Below are 16,164 nucleotides of genomic sequence, written 5' to 3'. Positions count from 1 at the left end.
TTGCGGCAAGGCGGGCGACTACGTTGATTGACGTATGGGGACGCGGCGCCTTTGCAAACATGATCCAGCTGAACCAACGCAGCCCTTCACCTTTTCATCAACCGCAGGAACCCAGCATGCCAAACGACGATCGCGATACACCTTCTTTTATCAACCGCCGCCGCCTCGTGCAGGGCATGGCCGCCGCCCTGCCCCTGGCGGGTTTGCCGCTCTGGGCGCAGGCGCAGCCCTTCCCGACCGCCAAGGTCAACACCAGCAAACTGGCCGTCACCGACACCGAAGTCACCGTGGGCCAGTTGCACTCCGCCACCGGCACCATGGCGATTTCCGAGACCGGCTCCATCCAGGCCGAGCAACTGGCGATCGACCAGATCAATGCCATGGGCGGTGTGCTGGGTCGCAAGATCAAGGTCATCAAGGAAGACGGCGCCTCCGACTGGCCCACCTTCGCCGAGAAGTCCAAGAAGCTGCTGGTCAACGACAAGGTCGCCGCCGTGTTCGGCTGCTGGACCTCGGCCTCGCGCAAGGCCGTACTGCCGATTTTTGAAAAAGAAAACGGCATGCTGTATTACCCGACCTTTTACGAAGGCCTGGAGCAGAGCAAAAACGTGATTTACACCGGTCAGGAAGCCACGCAGCAAATCCTCTACGGCCTGGACTGGGCGGCTAAAGAGAAAAAAGCCAAGACCTTCTTCCTGGTCGGCTCCGACTACATCTGGCCGCGCACCTCGATGAAGATAGGCCGCAAGCACATCGAAAGCCACCTGAGCGGCAGCAAAGTCGTCGGCGAAGAGTATTACCCACTGGGCCACACCAATTTCAACTCGCTGATCAACAAGATCAAGGTGGCCAAACCCGACTGCATTTTTATCGCCGTGGTCGGTGGCTCCAACGTGGCTTTCTACAAACAACTCAAGGCCGCGGGTGTCACGGCCGCCAAGCAGTTTCTGCTGACCATCTCGGTGACCGAAGACGAGGTGCTGGGCATAGGCGGCGAAAACATGAACGGCTTTTACGCCTCCATGAAGTATTTCCAGTCGCTGGACAACCCGAACAACAAGGCTTTTGTCACGGCCTTCAAGGCCAAATACGGCAAGGATGCAGTGATTGGCGACGTGACGCAGGCCGCCTACCTGGGCCCCTGGCTGTGGAAAGCGGCGGTCGAGAAAGCCGGCAGTTTTGACGTGGACAAAATCGCCGCCGCCTCCGCCGGTATCGAGCTAAAAACCGCGCCCGAAGGTTACGTCAAGGTGCACGACAACCACCACCTGTGGAGCAAGGCCCGCATCGGCCTGGCGCAGAGCGACGGCCAGTTCAAGCTGGTGTCCGAGTCGCCGGCGCTGATCGAGCCCAATCCTTTCCCCAAGGGTTACCAGTAAGACCCTGGCCCCTGACCGGCTCGCTCCCACCCGATGGCGAGGTGAGCCGGCAGGGGCTTGCAGCACACGCACTGCCTCTCTTTCATACCTGCCGCACCCGGAGCCGCCATGACACTTTCTGAAACGCTCAACATCTTCCTGATGCAGGGCTTTGCGGGCCTGAGCCTGTTCTCCGTGCTGCTGCTCATGGGACTGGGTTTGGCCATCATTTTTGGCCAGATGGGTGTGATCAACATGGCGCATGGCGAGTTCATGACCATAGGCGCTTACACCATCTACCTGTTCTCGCACCTGTCCGAAACCTATGCGCCCGGTTTTGTGCAAGCCTACTTTCCCTTCGCCATCGTCGCGGCTTTCGCCTTCGCTTTTGCTGCCGGCTGGCTCGCCGAATGGGCTTTTATCCGCCACCTCTACAAACGCCCGCTGGACACCCTGCTCGCCACCTGGGGCCTGTCGCTGGGCATGCAGCAAATCTTTCGCACCGCCTTCGGCGCCAAGGAGGTCAGCCCGACCTTGCCCGACTGGCTCATGGGCTCCTGGTCACCGTCCGAAGGCCTGGACATTCCCATCAACGGCATGTTCGTCATGGCGCTGACCGCGGTGGTGACCGGCGGCGTGCTGATCGCGCTGCATAAATCACGCTGGGGCCTGCGCGTGCGCGCCACGGTTGCCAACCGGGTGATGGCCAACGCCACCGGCATCAACACCAAAAAGACCGACCGCCTGACTTTTGCCATCGGCTGCGGCATCGCCGGTGTGGCCGGCGCGGCCTTCACCACCATAGGCTCGACTGGCCCGACCAGCGGCTCGCTTTACATCGTCGATGCCTTCCTGGTGGTCACCTTCGGCGGCGCGGCCAGCCTGCTGGGCACGGTGGTCTCGGCCTTTGGCATTGCGCAGACGCAGTCGATTGCCGAGTTCTTCATGACCGGCTCCACGGCCAAGGTGCTGACCCTGATGGCCATCGTGACCATCCTGATGCTGCGTCCGCAAGGGCTGTTTGCCTCCAAGGTCAGGCGCTGAGATGTTTATCCCCACCCCAGACAAACGGAGTTTTTCATGAAGCACCTCCAACAATGGATAGAACGCAATGGCCTGGGCAGCGTGCTGCTGCTGGCGCTGGTTCTGCTGCTGGTTTTTCCCCTGAGCCTGGACCTGTTCCGCCTGAACCTGGTCGGCAAATACCTGAGTTATGCCTTTGTCGCCCTGGGCCTGGTGATGCTCTGGGGTTACGGCGGCGTGTTGAGCCTGGGCCAGGGCGTGTTCTTCGGCCTGGGCGGTTACGGCATGGCGATGTTTTTGAAGCTCGAGGCCAGCGACCCCATCACCACCAAGATCCAGTCCACCCCGGGCATTCCCGACTTCATGGACTGGAACCAGATCACCGCGCTGCCGATCTGGTGGACGCCCTTCCAGTCCTTCCCGCTGACCCTGCTGCTGATCCTGGTCGTGCCCACCGTGCTGGCCTTCATCATCGGTTACGCCATGTTCAAACGCCGCGTGGGCGGTGTCTACTTCGCCATCATCACCCAGGCCGTGGCCCTGATCCTGACCGTGCTCATCATCGGCCAGCAGGGCTACACCGGTGGCGTCAACGGCATGACCGACCTCAAAACCCTGATGGGCTGGGACACCCGCACCGACAGCGCCAAGTACATCTTGTACTTCCTCACCTGCGGCCTGCTGCTGGCCTCCATCGTGTTATGCGCCTGGATACAACGCAGCAAGCTGGGCACGCTGTTGCTGGCCATGCGCGACAAGGAAGACCGTGTGCGTTTCTCGGGTTACGACGTTGCCATGTTCCGCATCTTCGCCTTCTGTCTGGCGGCCATGTTGTCGGCCATGGGCGGCGCGATGTTCACCTTGCAGGTGGGCTTCATGTCACCCTCGCTGGTCGGCATCGTGCCATCCATCGAGATGGTGATTTTTGCCGCCGTCGGCGGGCGCATGTCGCTGGTAGGCGCGGTCTACGGCGCGCTGCTGGTCAACTTCGGCAAGACCTATTTCTCCGAAAGTTTCCCCGACCTCTGGCTGTTCCTGATGGCCGCCATGTTTCTCGGTGTGGTGCTGGCCTTCCCCGACGGACTGGCCGGCGTCTACAACAAACACATCAAGCCCTGGCTGGCCAGTCGTTTTGCGCGGCGCAAGGCACCGTCGGCCACAACACCGGCGGCACCGCCATCGGCGCCCGCGGTGAGCAGCGCATCGCCCACCCTGCCCGCAGGCCTGCGCGGCCAGCAAACATAAACCCGGAACAAAACCATGAGCAACACTGATTTTGTCCTCGCGGTGGAAGACCTCACCGTGTCCTTCGACGGTTTCAAGGCCATAGACAGCCTGAATCTCTACGTGGACCAGAACGAGCTGCGCGTGATCATAGGCCCCAACGGCGCCGGCAAAACCACGCTGCTGGACCTGATCTGCGGCAAGACCCGCGCCAGCGCCGGCCGCATCAAGTTCAAGAACACCGAGATGACCCGGCTGCCCGAATACCAGATCGTGCGTGCTGGCATAGGCCGCAAGTTTCAAACACCTTCGATCTACGAAAACCTCAGCGTGTTCCAAAATTTGGAGGTGTCGTTCCCCCGCGGACGCGGCGTCTTCGGCGCCCTGTTTTTCAAACGCACGGAAGAGGTCAAGAGCCAGGTGCAGTCGGTGGCCGCCGAGATCGGCCTGGAGGCGCAGCTCGACACCGAGGCCGGCCTGCTCTCGCACGGACAAAAGCAGTGGCTGGAGATAGGCATGTTGCTGATGCAAGACCCCGAGCTCTTGATGCTGGACGAGCCGATTGCCGGCATGAGCGTGCGCGAGCGCGAACTCACGGCCGAACTGCTGCAACGCATTTGCAAGGGCCGCGCCATGATCGTCATCGAACACGACATGGAGTTTGTCAAACGCATCGCCGACAAGGTGACCGTCATGCACCAGGGAAAAATCCTGGCCGAAGGATCTATGGAAAAAGTGCAGGCCGATCCGCGCGTGATCGACGTCTACCTGGGCCATTAAGGAAAAACCATGCTCAACGTCAACCAGCTTCATGTCAGCTACGGGCAAAGCGAGGCGTTACACGGCCTTACTTTCAGCGCGAAGAAAAACGAAACCGTCGCCATCATGGGCCGCAACGGCATGGGCAAGACCACGCTGTTCAAGTCGCTCATCGGCATTCTGCCGCTCAAGTCCGGAAGCATCACCGTGGACGGCAAGGACATTTCCAAGGACGAGAGTTACCAGCGCGTGGCCAAGGGCGTCGCCTATGTGCCTCAGGGTCGCATGATTTTCCCGACACTGACCGTCGAGGAGAACATCCAGACCGGGCTGGAAAACGTGCGTCACAAACAAATCCCCGCTGAAATTTATGCGCTGTTTCCGGTGCTGTTCGACATGCGCAAGCGCAAGGGCGGCAACCTCTCGGGCGGTCAGCAGCAGCAGCTGGCGATTGCCCGCGCGCTGGTGACCAACCCCAAGGTGTTGCTGCTGGACGAACCGACCGAAGGCATACAGCCGTCCATCATCAAGGACATCGCCCGGGCGCTCAACGAGATTCGCAAGATGCGTGAAATCACCATCATCGTGTCCGAACAGGTGCTGAGCTTCGCGATGGACGTGGCCGACCGGTTGTTTGTCATCGAAGGCGGCCAGCTGGTGCACGAAAGCACGCGCGCTGACACCGACACGGCGCGTATCAAGCAGTTTCTTTCCGTCTGAATTTTCCAATTTCATCACCCCCTCCAGGAGCAAAAAAATGACCGATACGCTGATCAAGGTTGACCTGAGCAAGTCGCCCACAGAAAACGAAAACATTCACAACCGCTGGCACCCGGACATCCCCATGGCCTGCTGGGTCAACCCGGGTGATGACTTCATCCTGGAAACCTTCGACTGGACCGGTGGTTTCATCAAAAACAACGACAGCGCCGACGATGTGCGCGACATCGACCTGACGACGGTGCATTACCTGTCCGGCCCGGTCGGCGTCAAAGGGGCCGAGCCCGGCGACCTGCTGGTGGTAGACCTGCTGGACATCGGTGCCAAGCCCGACAGCCTCTGGGGCTTCAACGGTTTTTTCTCGAAGAAAAACGGCGGCGGTTTTTTGACCGAGCATTTCCCCGAAGCACAAAAGTCGATCTGGGACTTCAAGGGCATGTTCACCAGCTCGCGCCACATTCCCGGCGTCAACTTCGCCGGCATGATTCACCCCGGCCTGATCGGCTGCCTGCCCGACAAGAAGATGCTGGACTTGTGGAACGAACGTGAGCAAGCGTTGATAGACACCAACCCGAGCGCCGGCCTGGCCAATCCACCCTCGGCAGCCACCGCACACATGGGCAAGATGACCGGCGAGGCACGTGCCAAGGCCGCCGCCGAGGGCGCACGCACCGTGCCGCCGCGTGAGCACGGCGGCAACTGCGACATCAAGGATTTGTCGCGCGGCTCCAAGGTGTTTTTCCCGGTCTATGTGGACGGCGCCGGCCTCTCGGTCGGTGACCTGCATTTCAGCCAGGGCGACGGCGAAATCACCTTTTGCGGCGCCATCGAAATGGCCGGCTGGGTGCACATGAAAGTCACGCTGATCAAGGGCGGCATGGCCAAATACGGCATCAAGAACCCTATCTTCAAACCCAGCATCATCACGCCGGCCTACAACGACTACCTGATCTTTGAAGGCATCTCGGTCGACGAAACCGGCAAGCAGTATTACCTGGATGTCAACGTCGCCTATCGCCAGGCCTGCCTGAACGCCATTGAATACCTGAAGAAATTCGGCTACTCCGGCGCCCAGGCTTATTCCATTCTCGGCACGGCGCCGGTGCAGGGCCACATCAGCGGCGTGGTCGATGTACCCAATGCCTGCGCCACCTTGTGGCTGCCGACGCAGATCTTCGATTTCGACATCAACCCGAATGCGTCCGGACCCATCAAACACATAGACGGCACGATCAACATGCCGCTGTCGCACGACCTGACATAAATCCAAAGGAACGCCATGCCGACCTATGACTACGACTGCGCGCAATGCGGCAGCTTCGACGCGCTGCGCTCGGTGTCCATGCGCAACCAGGCGGCCGCCTGCCCCTCTTGCGATGGGGCCGCGCCGCGCATCCTGGCCAGCGCCCCGGCCCTGGCGCTGATGGAAGGCGGCACGCGCCGCGCCATGGACACCAACGAACGCGCCCGCCATGAACCGAAAAGTTCGGGCAGCTACGCGCGGCTCAAACATCCGGCCGGCTGCGGCTGTTGTTCCACGGCCAAGCGCGGTGCCACGGTAACCGCGCCCAATGGCAACAAGGTTTTTCCCAGCAAACGTCCCTGGATGATCAGCCACTGACAAGGCGCAAGGACAGCGCCGGCGCGGCGGTGCTCAACGCAGTGCTTCAGTCTAGCGCCAATCGCTATTGATTTAATAGCTGCTTGCGCCTGTCCCCCATGGGCTAGAGGCCGATTTTTCTTAAGAAACCGGGTCATCGGCGGTTTGCGCCTGCGAAATCACGGTTTGCTCTATCAGCCTGTCATCACCCAGCACAATCAGCGCAAACAGCAACTCGTCCAGGCTGCTGGCTTGCGCCGTCTTGCGCGCCAACAGCGGCGTGGCTTGCGGATTCAGCACCACAAAGTCGGCTTCACAGCCCGGCAGCAGGTTGCCCACCACACCAGCCAAGCCCAGCGCATTCGCCGCGCCGCCCGTGTGTTGCCACCACAACTGCTGCGGCATGAGCGATACGCCGGTTTTGGTCTGCCCTTCCCGCCCCACGTAATACGCCGCCAGCATGGTGTGAAAAGGACTGAAGCTGGTGCCGCCGCCCACGTCACTGGCCAGGCCGTACAAAAAGCCCGCCTGGTCGGCGCTGGCGTAGTCAAAAAACCCACTGCCCAGAAACAGGTTGCTGGTCGGGCTGATGGCGGCGGCTGTGCCGGTGTCACGCAGCAAGGCGCGGTCTTCGTCGTCGATATGAATGCAATGCGCGTACACGGCGCGCGGACGCAGCAAGCCAAACTGTTCGTACACACTCAGGTAGCTGCGTGCCTGCGGGTACAAGGTGCGCACCCAGGCGATTTCGTCCTTGTTTTCGGCCACGTGCGACTGCACCCACACCTGCGGGTACTTCGCCGCGAGTTCGCCCGCGCCGCGCAACTGGGCTTCGCTGCAACTGGGCACAAACCGCGGCGTGATCGCATAACCCAGCCGGTCCACACCGTGCCAGCGTTGGATCAAGGTTTCGGTATCGATCAGGCTTTGTTCGGTCTCGTCGCGCACGCCATCGGGCGCGTTCTGGTCCATCAAGACCTTGCCGGCGATCATGCGCAGGCTGCGCCGCTGCGCCTCGCCGAGCAGCGCATTCACCGATGCCGGGTGCGAAGTGGCAAACGCCAGCGCCGTCGTCACGCCGTGGCGCAGCAGTTCTGCTATGAAAAACGCAGCGGTCTGCGCACTGTAGTCGAGGTCGGAAAAGCGTTTTTCATGCGGAAAGGTGTAGTTCTCCAGCCAGGGCAACAGGCCTTCGGCGGGGGAGCCGATCACGTCCAGTTGCGGGTAGTGGATGTGCATGTCCACAAAACCCGGCGCAATGATGCGGCCCGGAAAATGTTCAATCGCCAGACCGGGGTAACGGCCAAACAGCGCGCTGTAGGCACCCACCGCTTGCACCACCTGCCGGCCCTGGGCATTGGGGCCGACGACCAGCAGGCCGTCGGTTTCCAGCACGGCTTGCGCCGGATCAGAAAAATAAAGCAGGGCCGCGCGGTAGGCTTTCATGCCTGCAAGAATACTGCAGCCCAGCGGCCCGGCCTATAAGCCGGGACGAATAAACCCTATAGGCCCTATAAGCTGAGTGTGCAGCCGTCACCCATGGACTCGCGCCAGACACGCACAGTACTCAGCGCGGGCAGACGCGGCAACAACTGCTGGGCAATAAAACGGCAAAGGTTCTCCAGCGTGGCCGGGCCCAGGCCGGGAACATCATCAAGCAAATGGTGGTCCAGTTGCAGCCGCAGCCACTCGATCTCACGACGCACCAGGCCCAGATCCACCACCATGCCGGTGAGCGGATCAGGCTGACCGCCCAGACACACTTCGGCGTTATAGGTGTGGCCGTGAATACGCAAGCTGCTGTCGGCCTCGATCTCACGCCTGAGGGTGTGCGCCGCATCGAAGAAGAATTTTTGACTGATGGCGTAGTTCATGATTTTCTGTCGTTGAGCGTCTTTTTTGTCTCTTGAAATTCGTTTACCGGGATGCCGGGTTAGGCGCACGGCGCACAGGAACCGGAATGGACACGAAGGTCCATGAGGATTCCGAGCACCGCGCAACAACACCCTGCGCCCGGGAATCGAATTTCATCGGATGCCTGTGATCTTGTGGGTCTGCAGGCTAAGCCGCCACGCCGGCCTATCCAGGCACATCTGAATGCAAGCCTCGGTGTTGCGCTGCCGCTCGGGGTTGTCCATGGGCTGCAGGTAGCGATGTGTGAAGCGGGCCGCTTCCAGCTCGGCCAGATCCAAACCGGCCTGGGGCCACACGACTTTAAGTTCCTGGCCTTCGCGCTGCACCCAGGGGGCACCCGCCTTGGGGCTGATACACAACCAATCGATGCCGGCCGGCGCTGCCAGGCTGCCATTGCTTTCCACCGCGATGGCAAAACCCAGTCCATGCAGGGCGTCTATCAGTGCGGCATCGAGTTGCAACAGCGGCTCGCCGCCTGTCATCACCACAAAACGGTGGTCAGCGCCAGCGGGCCAAAGCGCGGCTATCTGCCGGGCCAGTGCCTCGGCGTCCTTGAACTTGCCGCCCAAGGTGCCATTGGTGCCGACAAAATCCGTGTCGCAAAAGCGGCAGACCGCCGTGCTGCGGTCCGGCTCGCGGCCAGTCCACAAATTGCAGCCGGCAAAACGGCAAAAAACCGCAGGGCGGCCGGCGTTGGCGCCTTCGCCCTGCAGCGTGTAAAAAATCTCTTTGACCTGGTAACTCATGGTGGGCTCCGACTATTTGCTCAACTTGCCTTGCACGCCCTGCACCAGGAAGTTCATGCCCAGGATTTGGTCGTCGCTCAAGGTCTTGCCGGCGGCCAATACCTCATGGCCTTCGTTGTCCAGCATCGCCGTGCGCGCCCTGAAGGGATGGAGCTTGCCAGCAGCGATATCGCGCTGGCGGGCCAACACTTCGTCCACCACTTTTTTCGGCACCTTGGGGCCAAAGCTGTCGACGCGAATCATGCCTTCCTTGACGCCGCCCCACAGCGCGCTGCTCTTCCAAGTGCCGCTCAGCACAGCTTGCGCGCGGCGTGTGTAGTAGCCGCCCCACTGGTGAGTCACGGCCAGCACCTGAGCGTCGGGCGCGACCTTGCGCATGTCCGAGTGGTAGGCAATCGCCAGCTTGCCGCGCTCTTGCGCCGCGCTCATCACGGCGGTCGAAGCAGTGTGAAAAGCCATCACCTCCACGCCCTGGTTGAGCAAGGTCATGGCCGCTTCGCGCTCGCGCGGTGGATCAAACCAGGCACCTAACCAAACCACTTTGACCTCGGCCTGGGGGTTGACGGAGCGCATGCCCAGGGTGAAGGCATTGATGCCCTGAATCACCTCGGGAATCGGAAAACCCGCCACATAACCGGCGCTGCTGGCGAGCCGTCCCGCGGCAATACCGGCCAGGTAACGGCCCTCGTAATAACGCGCATTAGCCACCGCCACGTTGGGCGCGGTTTTGTAGCCGGTGATGGACTCGAACTTCACATCCGGAAAGTCCTTGGCCACCTTGAGCGTGGGCTCCATGTAGCCAAAACTCGAGGTAAAAATCAATTTGTTGCCCTGCTGGGCCAGGTCGCGAATCACCCGTTCGGCGTCGGCGCCTTCGGCGACATTTTCGACATACGTGGTTTTGACTTTGTCGCCGAGTGCCGCCTCAACCGCCTTGCGGGCGTCGTCGTGCTGGCGCACCCAACCGGCATCGGTGACCGGCGCGACATACACAAAGCCGATCTTGAGCGGCGCCTTCGCAGAGACCGGCGCTTGGGAAAAAACGGGAGAAATAAAACAGGCGGCCGCGAACGCGGCAACGAGGTTTTTATACATGGTAGTCCTCTACATGGCCCCGGAATCAAAAAACCATCCGCGCGCCGGGACGGCATGCGGGGGAACCCTGATTTTAACGGTTCAGCCCCAAACCGGGATCCTGTCAGCCTGAAAGGCCCAGAAAACCGCGCGGGTCATCCAGAACCACTTGGCGCCTGGGCTCTGGCAGCAGACAAGAAGCTGCATCTTCATACGCGGGGACGGCAAGTGGTCGTTCATCACAAACATATGTTTCCAGTTGTAACTTAAAAGGTCTTTTCGCTGAAGTGTGTGCTCCGGCTATGAACAATGAAATTCATAATCATGGCTGATTTAGGCGAGGATACATTGACTCCCAGCTTATGTTGCAAGTCGTAACGGCCTGAGTAGACAGCGTGTTCCGGGACATGAGGGGGAGATAATTCCCCGGAACAGTGCCCTCATCCAAGAAAGCCAGCGACGATGCAAAACCAGGACGTTTACACGCTTACCGCCCGGGGTCAGCAGGAGTTGCGCGGCAGTGCCACCACCTTGCAGCCAGCTGAGATTGAACTGCTGGTCCGGATCGATGGCGCACTGACTCTTTCGCAAATCCGGGCCGGCATGCCTGCGGTGTCGCCCGAGGACTTCACACTGACCTTCAGCCGCTTGCTGGACCTGCGTTTGTTGGCGCTGGCAGAGACCGATCCTTTTGCCGAACAGTTCAAGATTCAGCTGAACAACCTGTCACTGCCCCAGGCCGAAGCCGAGGCCAAATCGGCCGCCGCGTCGCTCAAGAAGGCCGGCTATTACGTGAGCATCGCGCGCCAGCGCGACCCGCTGCGCCGATTGGCCCCGGGCGAAATGCTCTCGGCGATTGTGGTGGACGACGAACCCATGCTCGCCAAATTTATCCAGAGTTACCTGTCCTTCGAGGGTTTTCAGGTGCGGCTGGCGGGCAACCGGGCCGAGGTGGTGGCCGAGTTTCGCAAGCCTCCGGTGCCCGACCTGATTTTGCTGGACGTGATGTTGCCGGACGCCGACGGCTTTGACATCCTGCTCCGGCTGCGCCAGCACCCGGCGCTCAAAAACGTGCCCGTCATCATGCTGACCGGAAAAGCCACCCGCGAAGCCGTGATCAAAGGCCTGGCCAGCGGCGCCGACGGCTACATCACCAAACCCTTCGAGGCCGACGCGTTGATGCAGGCGGTCAGAACCGTGATCGGTTTGCCGCCCGCCGCGCCAGACGGCAAGGACCCGTGGATCAACAAGGATTCCAAGCACTAAGCGCCTCAGCCAGCACGAAACGCTGGGCCCCGACGCGCGGTCAGGGCCGTGCAGCGCCTGGCCGCCAGCAGCTTGACCACTTTCGGTGGCCCGCCACCCAACTGAAGTGGCGCCACAGAACCCACCACACGTCCGACAAAACTCAGGCCCAGCAGCGTCAGCACGGAAACACGGGCCAGTGAAAGGTCGTCGTCCCCAGGGCACACCAGCGTCAACTCCTGCGGAGCAGGGTCATCCGGCAAGGCCAGCTCCAAGGTCCAGTTGAGGCTGGCGATGTCTTCCCGTGGACAGGCCCTGGGCCGGACAGCTGCGTTTCTCAGCAGCTTGAGCACATGCTCCCCGGGGTTCAGCTCCACATCCCCCAGGCGCAGCCAGTGTTCGGCAGCCTGGCTCAGCAGCGTGGCCTCCTCGCTGGTGAGAAATCGGGTGTCCATCAAAACGCCTTCCGCCGGCTGGTCAGCAAGGCCGGCTGGCACTGGCCTGGCTCGGTATCTAGCCCCCGCTGCGCCAACACGCGTGTTGCCAGCTGAAAATCATGAGGCACGACCAGCAGGTCGGCGGTGGACCAGCGCAGAACACGCTGCGCCACACTTCCGAAGAAGAAATCCATCAGCGTTGATCGCCGCTGTTTGCCGACCACCAAGAGGTCCGCGCCCGCGTATTGCTGCTGGGTCAGTAACTGACGCGCCGGGTCGCCATGGCCAATGGTAGACAACACGCGATTTCTCCGGGTATCGAAAGAATCGGTCAGCGACAGAATCCGGCCTTGGGCATAACGAATACATGCCTGCCGATAGGCCTGAACGGCCTCAAGCGACGCCTCGGCGCTGCGCAACTTGGCTTCGTTGAGTGTGCTCAGCGCGTGAAACAGCTCGACTTCTGCATGGCCATCGAGCAGGCAGGCCAGTTCAACCAGGCGCCTGGATGCCGGCGTGAAGTCCACGGCTACCAGCGTCCGGCCATAAGGTTTGCCGGACTCGTTTTTTGTGACGAGAACCGGGCAATGGCAGAAGCGCATCAACTGCATCGCCGGCTGGCCGCTCAGAAAAGACAGCCATGAGCGCTGGTACGTGTGACCCAGCACCAGCAGATCCGCGCGGCGCGCATCTTCGGCCATACGTTCGGCGCTGTGATGGGTGGCATCCACCGTGTCCACAACCAGGCCAAACTGCACCGCCAGTTGCCTGGCCTGGTACACGAGGCGTTGGGCCGCATCGGCGCAATCCGGCTTGTCACCCAGCGCGGTATACATGATGGTGAGACGCGCGCGGTGTTCCGCCGCGAGCCAGGCCGCGCGTTCCAGCGCGTGATTGCCGGACGCCGAAAAATCGGTCAAGGCAAAAATCGATTGAATCGTCATTTTTTTACTTTCCATCGCAAGACAGGATGCATCCGCCCGGTCGGCCAGCGACAGGGGGCCAAGAGATCAACGCAGGGAGAGCGGCGGCTACCGGTGCTTGCCGCCAGCCGCAGCCGGCGGCGCGACGATGGCCACAATTTCGGCCATGCCTTCTTCTCCGCTGGGGGTGGGCCAGCGCGCGAACGATCCCGCTTTTTGGCCCAGCAGCCCGCAACCCACAGGCGACAGCACGGAAATGAAGCCAGCGCTGGGCTCCGCATCCTCGGGGTAACACACGGTCAGCGTTTGCCGGCGGCCGGTGTGGGCATCCACGATATCCACCTGCGAATACATGGTGATGACATTGGCTGGCATGGCGCTCGCAGAAATCACGTCGGCCATGGTCAAAAGTTCTGCCAGCGCAGGCGGCCAGAGGCTGGCTGGCAGCAACTGGCTCAGGCGGACGTGGTCAGATTCGGCGAGCGTACGCTCACCAAGTGTGGTTGCAGGCATGAAGCACTCCAATCGAAGGCGACCTGTCCCGGTGAACGGGGGTCGCTACCGCGCGGGCTTGGGGCCCGGCGGTCGAAAGTAGCGCAAAAAAGAAAGAGCTAACCGCCGGGCTTAAGAATGGCCGGGCGTCAACTGACAACCCGTCTTCGTCACGGCAGGACAGCGCCCCAGTCCCCCAACTGCCGCGCAGGGCAGGCACGCCCATGCAGCATGGTTGTGGAGGGTGAGGGTCAAGGAGCACATGCAGGGGAGTTTAAGGTTGCAAAAAATTTAGTCAACCAATGGCCTCACACGCCGTGCCGATATGCGCCTGGCCTTAGCTGAAAGTTTCAAAGACCTGGTTGAGTTGATCGACGTAGCGGCGCCTGTGGGTCTCGTCGATAAAACTGGCATCAAAACTGTTGCGTGCCAGCGTGTAAGCGTGCTCTGCACCCATGCTAGTTGCCGCAAAGGTCTGCGTGAAGTTGTCGTTGATGTAGCCGCCAAAATAAGCCGGGTCATCGGAGTTGACGGTGGCGACCAGCCCGGCCTCCAGCAGTTGGCGCAAGTTGTGCTGCGCCAGATCGGGAAACACACAGAGCTTGAGGTTGGACAGCGGGCACACCGTCAGGGCGATGCGGTCTTGCGCCAGGCGTCGCATCAGCGCCGGGTCTTTCATGGCCTGCACGCCGTGGTCGATACGCTGGACCTTGAGCAGGTCCAGCGCGGTCCAGATATATTCGGGCGGGCCTTCTTCCCCGGCATGGGCAACCAGGTGAAAGCCCAGGGAGCGGCAGCGCGCAAACACGCGGGCAAACTTTTCGGGCGGGTTACCGACTTCGCCGGAATCCAGCCCGATGCCAATGAACTTGTCGCGGTAAGGCAGGGCCTGCTCCAGCGTCTCGAAAGCCTCTTCTTCAGAGAGGTGGCGCAGAAAACACAGGATCAGCGACGCACTGATACCCAGCTCGGCCTGCGCATCCACGCAGGCGCGGTGCAGGCCGTTGATCACGGTCGCCATGTCGATACCACGCGCGGTGTGGGTTTGCGGATCGAAAAAAAGCTCGGCATGTAACACGTTGTCGTGCGCGGCCTTGCGCAGGTAGGCCTGCGCCATGTCGTAAAAATCCTGTTCCTTCAGCAACACGCTGGCACCGGCGTAATAAATGTCCAGGAAACTCTGCAGGTTGCTGAAGGCGTAGGCGCTGCGCAGCTCGTCCACGCTGCGGTAAGGCGTGGCCACGCCGTTGCGCTGCGCCAGCGCAAAAATCAGCTCGGGCTCGAGTGATCCCTCGATGTGAATGTGCAGCTCGGCCTTGGGCATCAGGCGCAGCAACTCGGGCAATCGGTCAGAGGGAACAGCTTTCACGGAATTCATCTCGGCTCCAAAAAACAAAAAGGCTGCCCGAAGGCAGCCAGGGCACAACAAACAGCCAGGCGGCAGCCATCAGGCTGCCGGCCGTGCCGCGCTCGCATCAGTTGCCGGGGACTTTGCCTTCCACGCCCTTTACATACGACTTCAGGCCACCGAGAAACTTGTCGTCGGCGACCACGTCCTTGGCCACCAGCTCTTTGCCGGTGTTGTCCATGATCGGACCTTTCCAGATCACGAAGGAACCGTCTTTCAGTCCGGCCTTGACTTCGTCGATGCGTTTTTTGGTTTCGTCCGGCACATCGGCGGCAATCGACACCAGGTCAATCGCGCCTTCTTTCACGCCCCACCAGGCCTGGCCGGTGGTCCAGGTGCCTTCCAGCGCATCCTTGGTGGCCTTGATGTAATACGGGCCCCAGTTGATCACCGCGGAACCCAGGTGGGCCTTGGGACCGTAAGAGGTCATGTCCGAATCCCAGCCAAAGGCGCGCTTGTTCATTTTTTCAGCGGTCTGCAGCACGGCCGAGGAGTCGGTGTTCTGGAACAACACGTCGGCACCGCCGTTGATCAGCGCGGTGGCGGCTTCGGTTTCTTTGGGTGGGTTGAACCAGTCGTTGATCCAGACCACCTTGGTTTTGATCTTGGGGTTGACCGACTGCGCACCCAGCGTGAAGCTGTTGATGTTGCGGATCACCTCGGGAATCGGCACCGAGCCGACCACACCCAGGGTGCCTGTCTTGCTCATCTTGCCGGCGATCACGCCAGCCATGTACGCGCCTTCGTAGGTGCGGCTGTCATAGGTGCGCATGTTGTCGGCGGTTTTGTAGCCGGTGGCATGTTCGAACTTCACGCCCTTGGTGTCGTTGGCGACCTTGAGCATGGGCTCCATGTAGCCGAAAGTCGTGCCGAAAATCAGCTTGTTGCCCTGGTTGGCCATGTCGCGGATCACACGTTCCGCGTCTGCCGACTCTGGCACTTTTTCGACAAAGCTGGTGACGATCTTGTCGCCGAATTCTTTTTCCAGTGCCTTGCGGCCATTGTCATGCGAGAAGGTCCAGCCGCCGTCGCCGACCGGGCCGATGTAGGCAAACGCAATTTTCAAGGGCTCGGCCTTGGCCGGTGCGGCCGCTGCAGGCGCAGGTGCGGGCGCCGGTGCAGCCTCTTCCTTTTTGCCGCAACCCATCAGCGCGGCGGAAGCCACGGCGGACAGCGCAGCCAGCTTGAGCAATGAACGTTTTTGTTGATCTGTCATGTCATCTCCTGTAACGACGGTTAAG

Annotated in this window: 17 protein-coding genes; 8 read left to right on the top strand and 9 right to left on the bottom strand. The window is 61.1% G+C overall.

The window, feature by feature from the left end; genetic code table 11:
- Positions 1-116 precede the first annotated feature (116 nt).
- The 7 genes from urtA (at position 117) to R6254_RS09485 (ending at position 6,705) form a co-directional block, all read left to right on the top strand.
- The gene (gene urtA / locus R6254_RS09515; protein ID WP_318406326.1) at positions 117-1,379 is read left to right on the top strand and encodes an urea ABC transporter substrate-binding protein; all 1,263 of its coding nucleotides are present in this window, start codon (positions 117-119) and stop codon (positions 1,377-1,379) included.
- Positions 1,380-1,487: 108 nt separating this feature from the next.
- On the top strand, positions 1,488-2,402 hold the full coding sequence (gene urtB, locus R6254_RS09510) for an urea ABC transporter permease subunit UrtB (protein WP_318406324.1): 915 nt from the start codon (positions 1,488-1,490) through the stop codon (positions 2,400-2,402).
- A 36-nt stretch (positions 2,403-2,438) separates the two neighbouring features.
- Positions 2,439-3,626 (top strand): urea ABC transporter permease subunit UrtC, encoded by a 1,188-nt coding sequence (gene urtC / locus R6254_RS09505; protein ID WP_318406322.1) that lies wholly within the window; start codon positions 2,439-2,441, stop codon positions 3,624-3,626.
- A gap of 15 nt (positions 3,627-3,641) precedes the next feature.
- Positions 3,642-4,385, top strand: coding sequence for an urea ABC transporter ATP-binding protein UrtD (urtD, locus tag R6254_RS09500; protein WP_318406321.1), 744 nt, complete (start codon positions 3,642-3,644; stop codon positions 4,383-4,385).
- A 9-nt stretch (positions 4,386-4,394) separates the two neighbouring features.
- The gene (gene urtE, locus R6254_RS09495) at positions 4,395-5,084 is read left to right on the top strand and encodes an urea ABC transporter ATP-binding subunit UrtE (RefSeq protein ID WP_318406319.1); all 690 of its coding nucleotides are present in this window, start codon (positions 4,395-4,397) and stop codon (positions 5,082-5,084) included.
- 37 nt (positions 5,085-5,121) lie between these two features.
- Positions 5,122-6,348, top strand: a complete 1,227-nt coding sequence (fmdA, locus tag R6254_RS09490) for a formamidase (RefSeq protein WP_318406317.1) — start codon at positions 5,122-5,124, stop codon at positions 6,346-6,348.
- Positions 6,349-6,363: 15 nt separating this feature from the next.
- Positions 6,364-6,705 (top strand): FmdB family zinc ribbon protein, encoded by a 342-nt coding sequence (locus R6254_RS09485; protein WP_318406315.1) that lies wholly within the window; start codon positions 6,364-6,366, stop codon positions 6,703-6,705.
- Positions 6,706-6,825: 120 nt separating this feature from the next.
- Here the strand turns inward: R6254_RS09485 and guaD are convergent, their stop codons facing one another.
- The 4 genes from guaD to R6254_RS09465 form a co-directional block, all read right to left on the bottom strand.
- Positions 6,826-8,130, bottom strand: coding sequence for a guanine deaminase (gene guaD, locus R6254_RS09480; protein ID WP_318406313.1), 1,305 nt, complete (start codon positions 8,128-8,130; stop codon positions 6,826-6,828).
- Between the two features lie 65 nt (positions 8,131-8,195).
- Complete coding sequence (locus R6254_RS09475) at positions 8,196-8,558, bottom strand: 6-carboxytetrahydropterin synthase (protein ID WP_318406311.1); 363 nt, start codon at positions 8,556-8,558, stop codon at positions 8,196-8,198.
- A gap of 153 nt (positions 8,559-8,711) precedes the next feature.
- A complete protein-coding gene (gene queE, locus R6254_RS09470; RefSeq protein WP_318406310.1) occupies positions 8,712-9,344 on the bottom strand; it encodes a 7-carboxy-7-deazaguanine synthase in 633 nt (210 codons plus the stop codon).
- A gap of 12 nt (positions 9,345-9,356) precedes the next feature.
- Complete coding sequence (locus R6254_RS09465; protein WP_318406308.1) at positions 9,357-10,439, bottom strand: BMP family ABC transporter substrate-binding protein; 1,083 nt, start codon at positions 10,437-10,439, stop codon at positions 9,357-9,359.
- Between the two features lie 441 nt (positions 10,440-10,880).
- Here R6254_RS09465 and R6254_RS09460 point away from each other — a divergent pair, with 441 nt between their 5' ends.
- Positions 10,881-11,684, top strand: coding sequence for a response regulator transcription factor (locus R6254_RS09460; protein ID WP_318406307.1), 804 nt, complete (start codon positions 10,881-10,883; stop codon positions 11,682-11,684).
- A gap of 5 nt (positions 11,685-11,689) precedes the next feature.
- Here R6254_RS09460 and R6254_RS09455 read toward each other — a convergent pair whose 3' ends face one another.
- From R6254_RS09455 to R6254_RS09435, 5 genes are all read right to left on the bottom strand, one after another.
- A complete protein-coding gene (locus tag R6254_RS09455) occupies positions 11,690-12,118 on the bottom strand; it encodes a hypothetical protein (protein ID WP_318406306.1) in 429 nt (142 codons plus the stop codon).
- A complete protein-coding gene (locus R6254_RS09450; protein ID WP_318406305.1) occupies positions 12,118-13,044 on the bottom strand; it encodes a universal stress protein in 927 nt (308 codons plus the stop codon). Before R6254_RS09450 ends, R6254_RS09455 begins: the two co-directional genes overlap by 1 nt.
- Before the next feature lie 87 nt (positions 13,045-13,131).
- A complete protein-coding gene (locus R6254_RS09445; protein ID WP_318406303.1) occupies positions 13,132-13,536 on the bottom strand; it encodes a GreA/GreB family elongation factor in 405 nt (134 codons plus the stop codon).
- A 316-nt stretch (positions 13,537-13,852) separates the two neighbouring features.
- The gene (locus R6254_RS09440; protein WP_318406302.1) at positions 13,853-14,893 is read right to left on the bottom strand and encodes an adenosine deaminase; all 1,041 of its coding nucleotides are present in this window, start codon (positions 14,891-14,893) and stop codon (positions 13,853-13,855) included.
- Between the two features lie 97 nt (positions 14,894-14,990).
- Positions 14,991-16,139 carry a BMP family ABC transporter substrate-binding protein gene (locus R6254_RS09435; protein ID WP_318406300.1) on the bottom strand — a complete coding sequence of 383 codons (1,149 nt, stop codon included), beginning with the start codon at positions 16,137-16,139 and terminating at the stop codon, positions 14,991-14,993.
- Positions 16,140-16,164: the final 25 nt, after the last annotated feature.

The sequence above is a fragment of the Polaromonas potterensis genome (genome assembly GCF_033446725.1).
Taxonomy (GTDB): Bacteria; Pseudomonadota; Gammaproteobacteria; order Burkholderiales; family Burkholderiaceae_C; genus Polaromonas.
The sequence above is the reverse complement of the archived record's forward strand: the minus strand, read 5'-3'. Positions and strand labels throughout refer to the sequence as shown.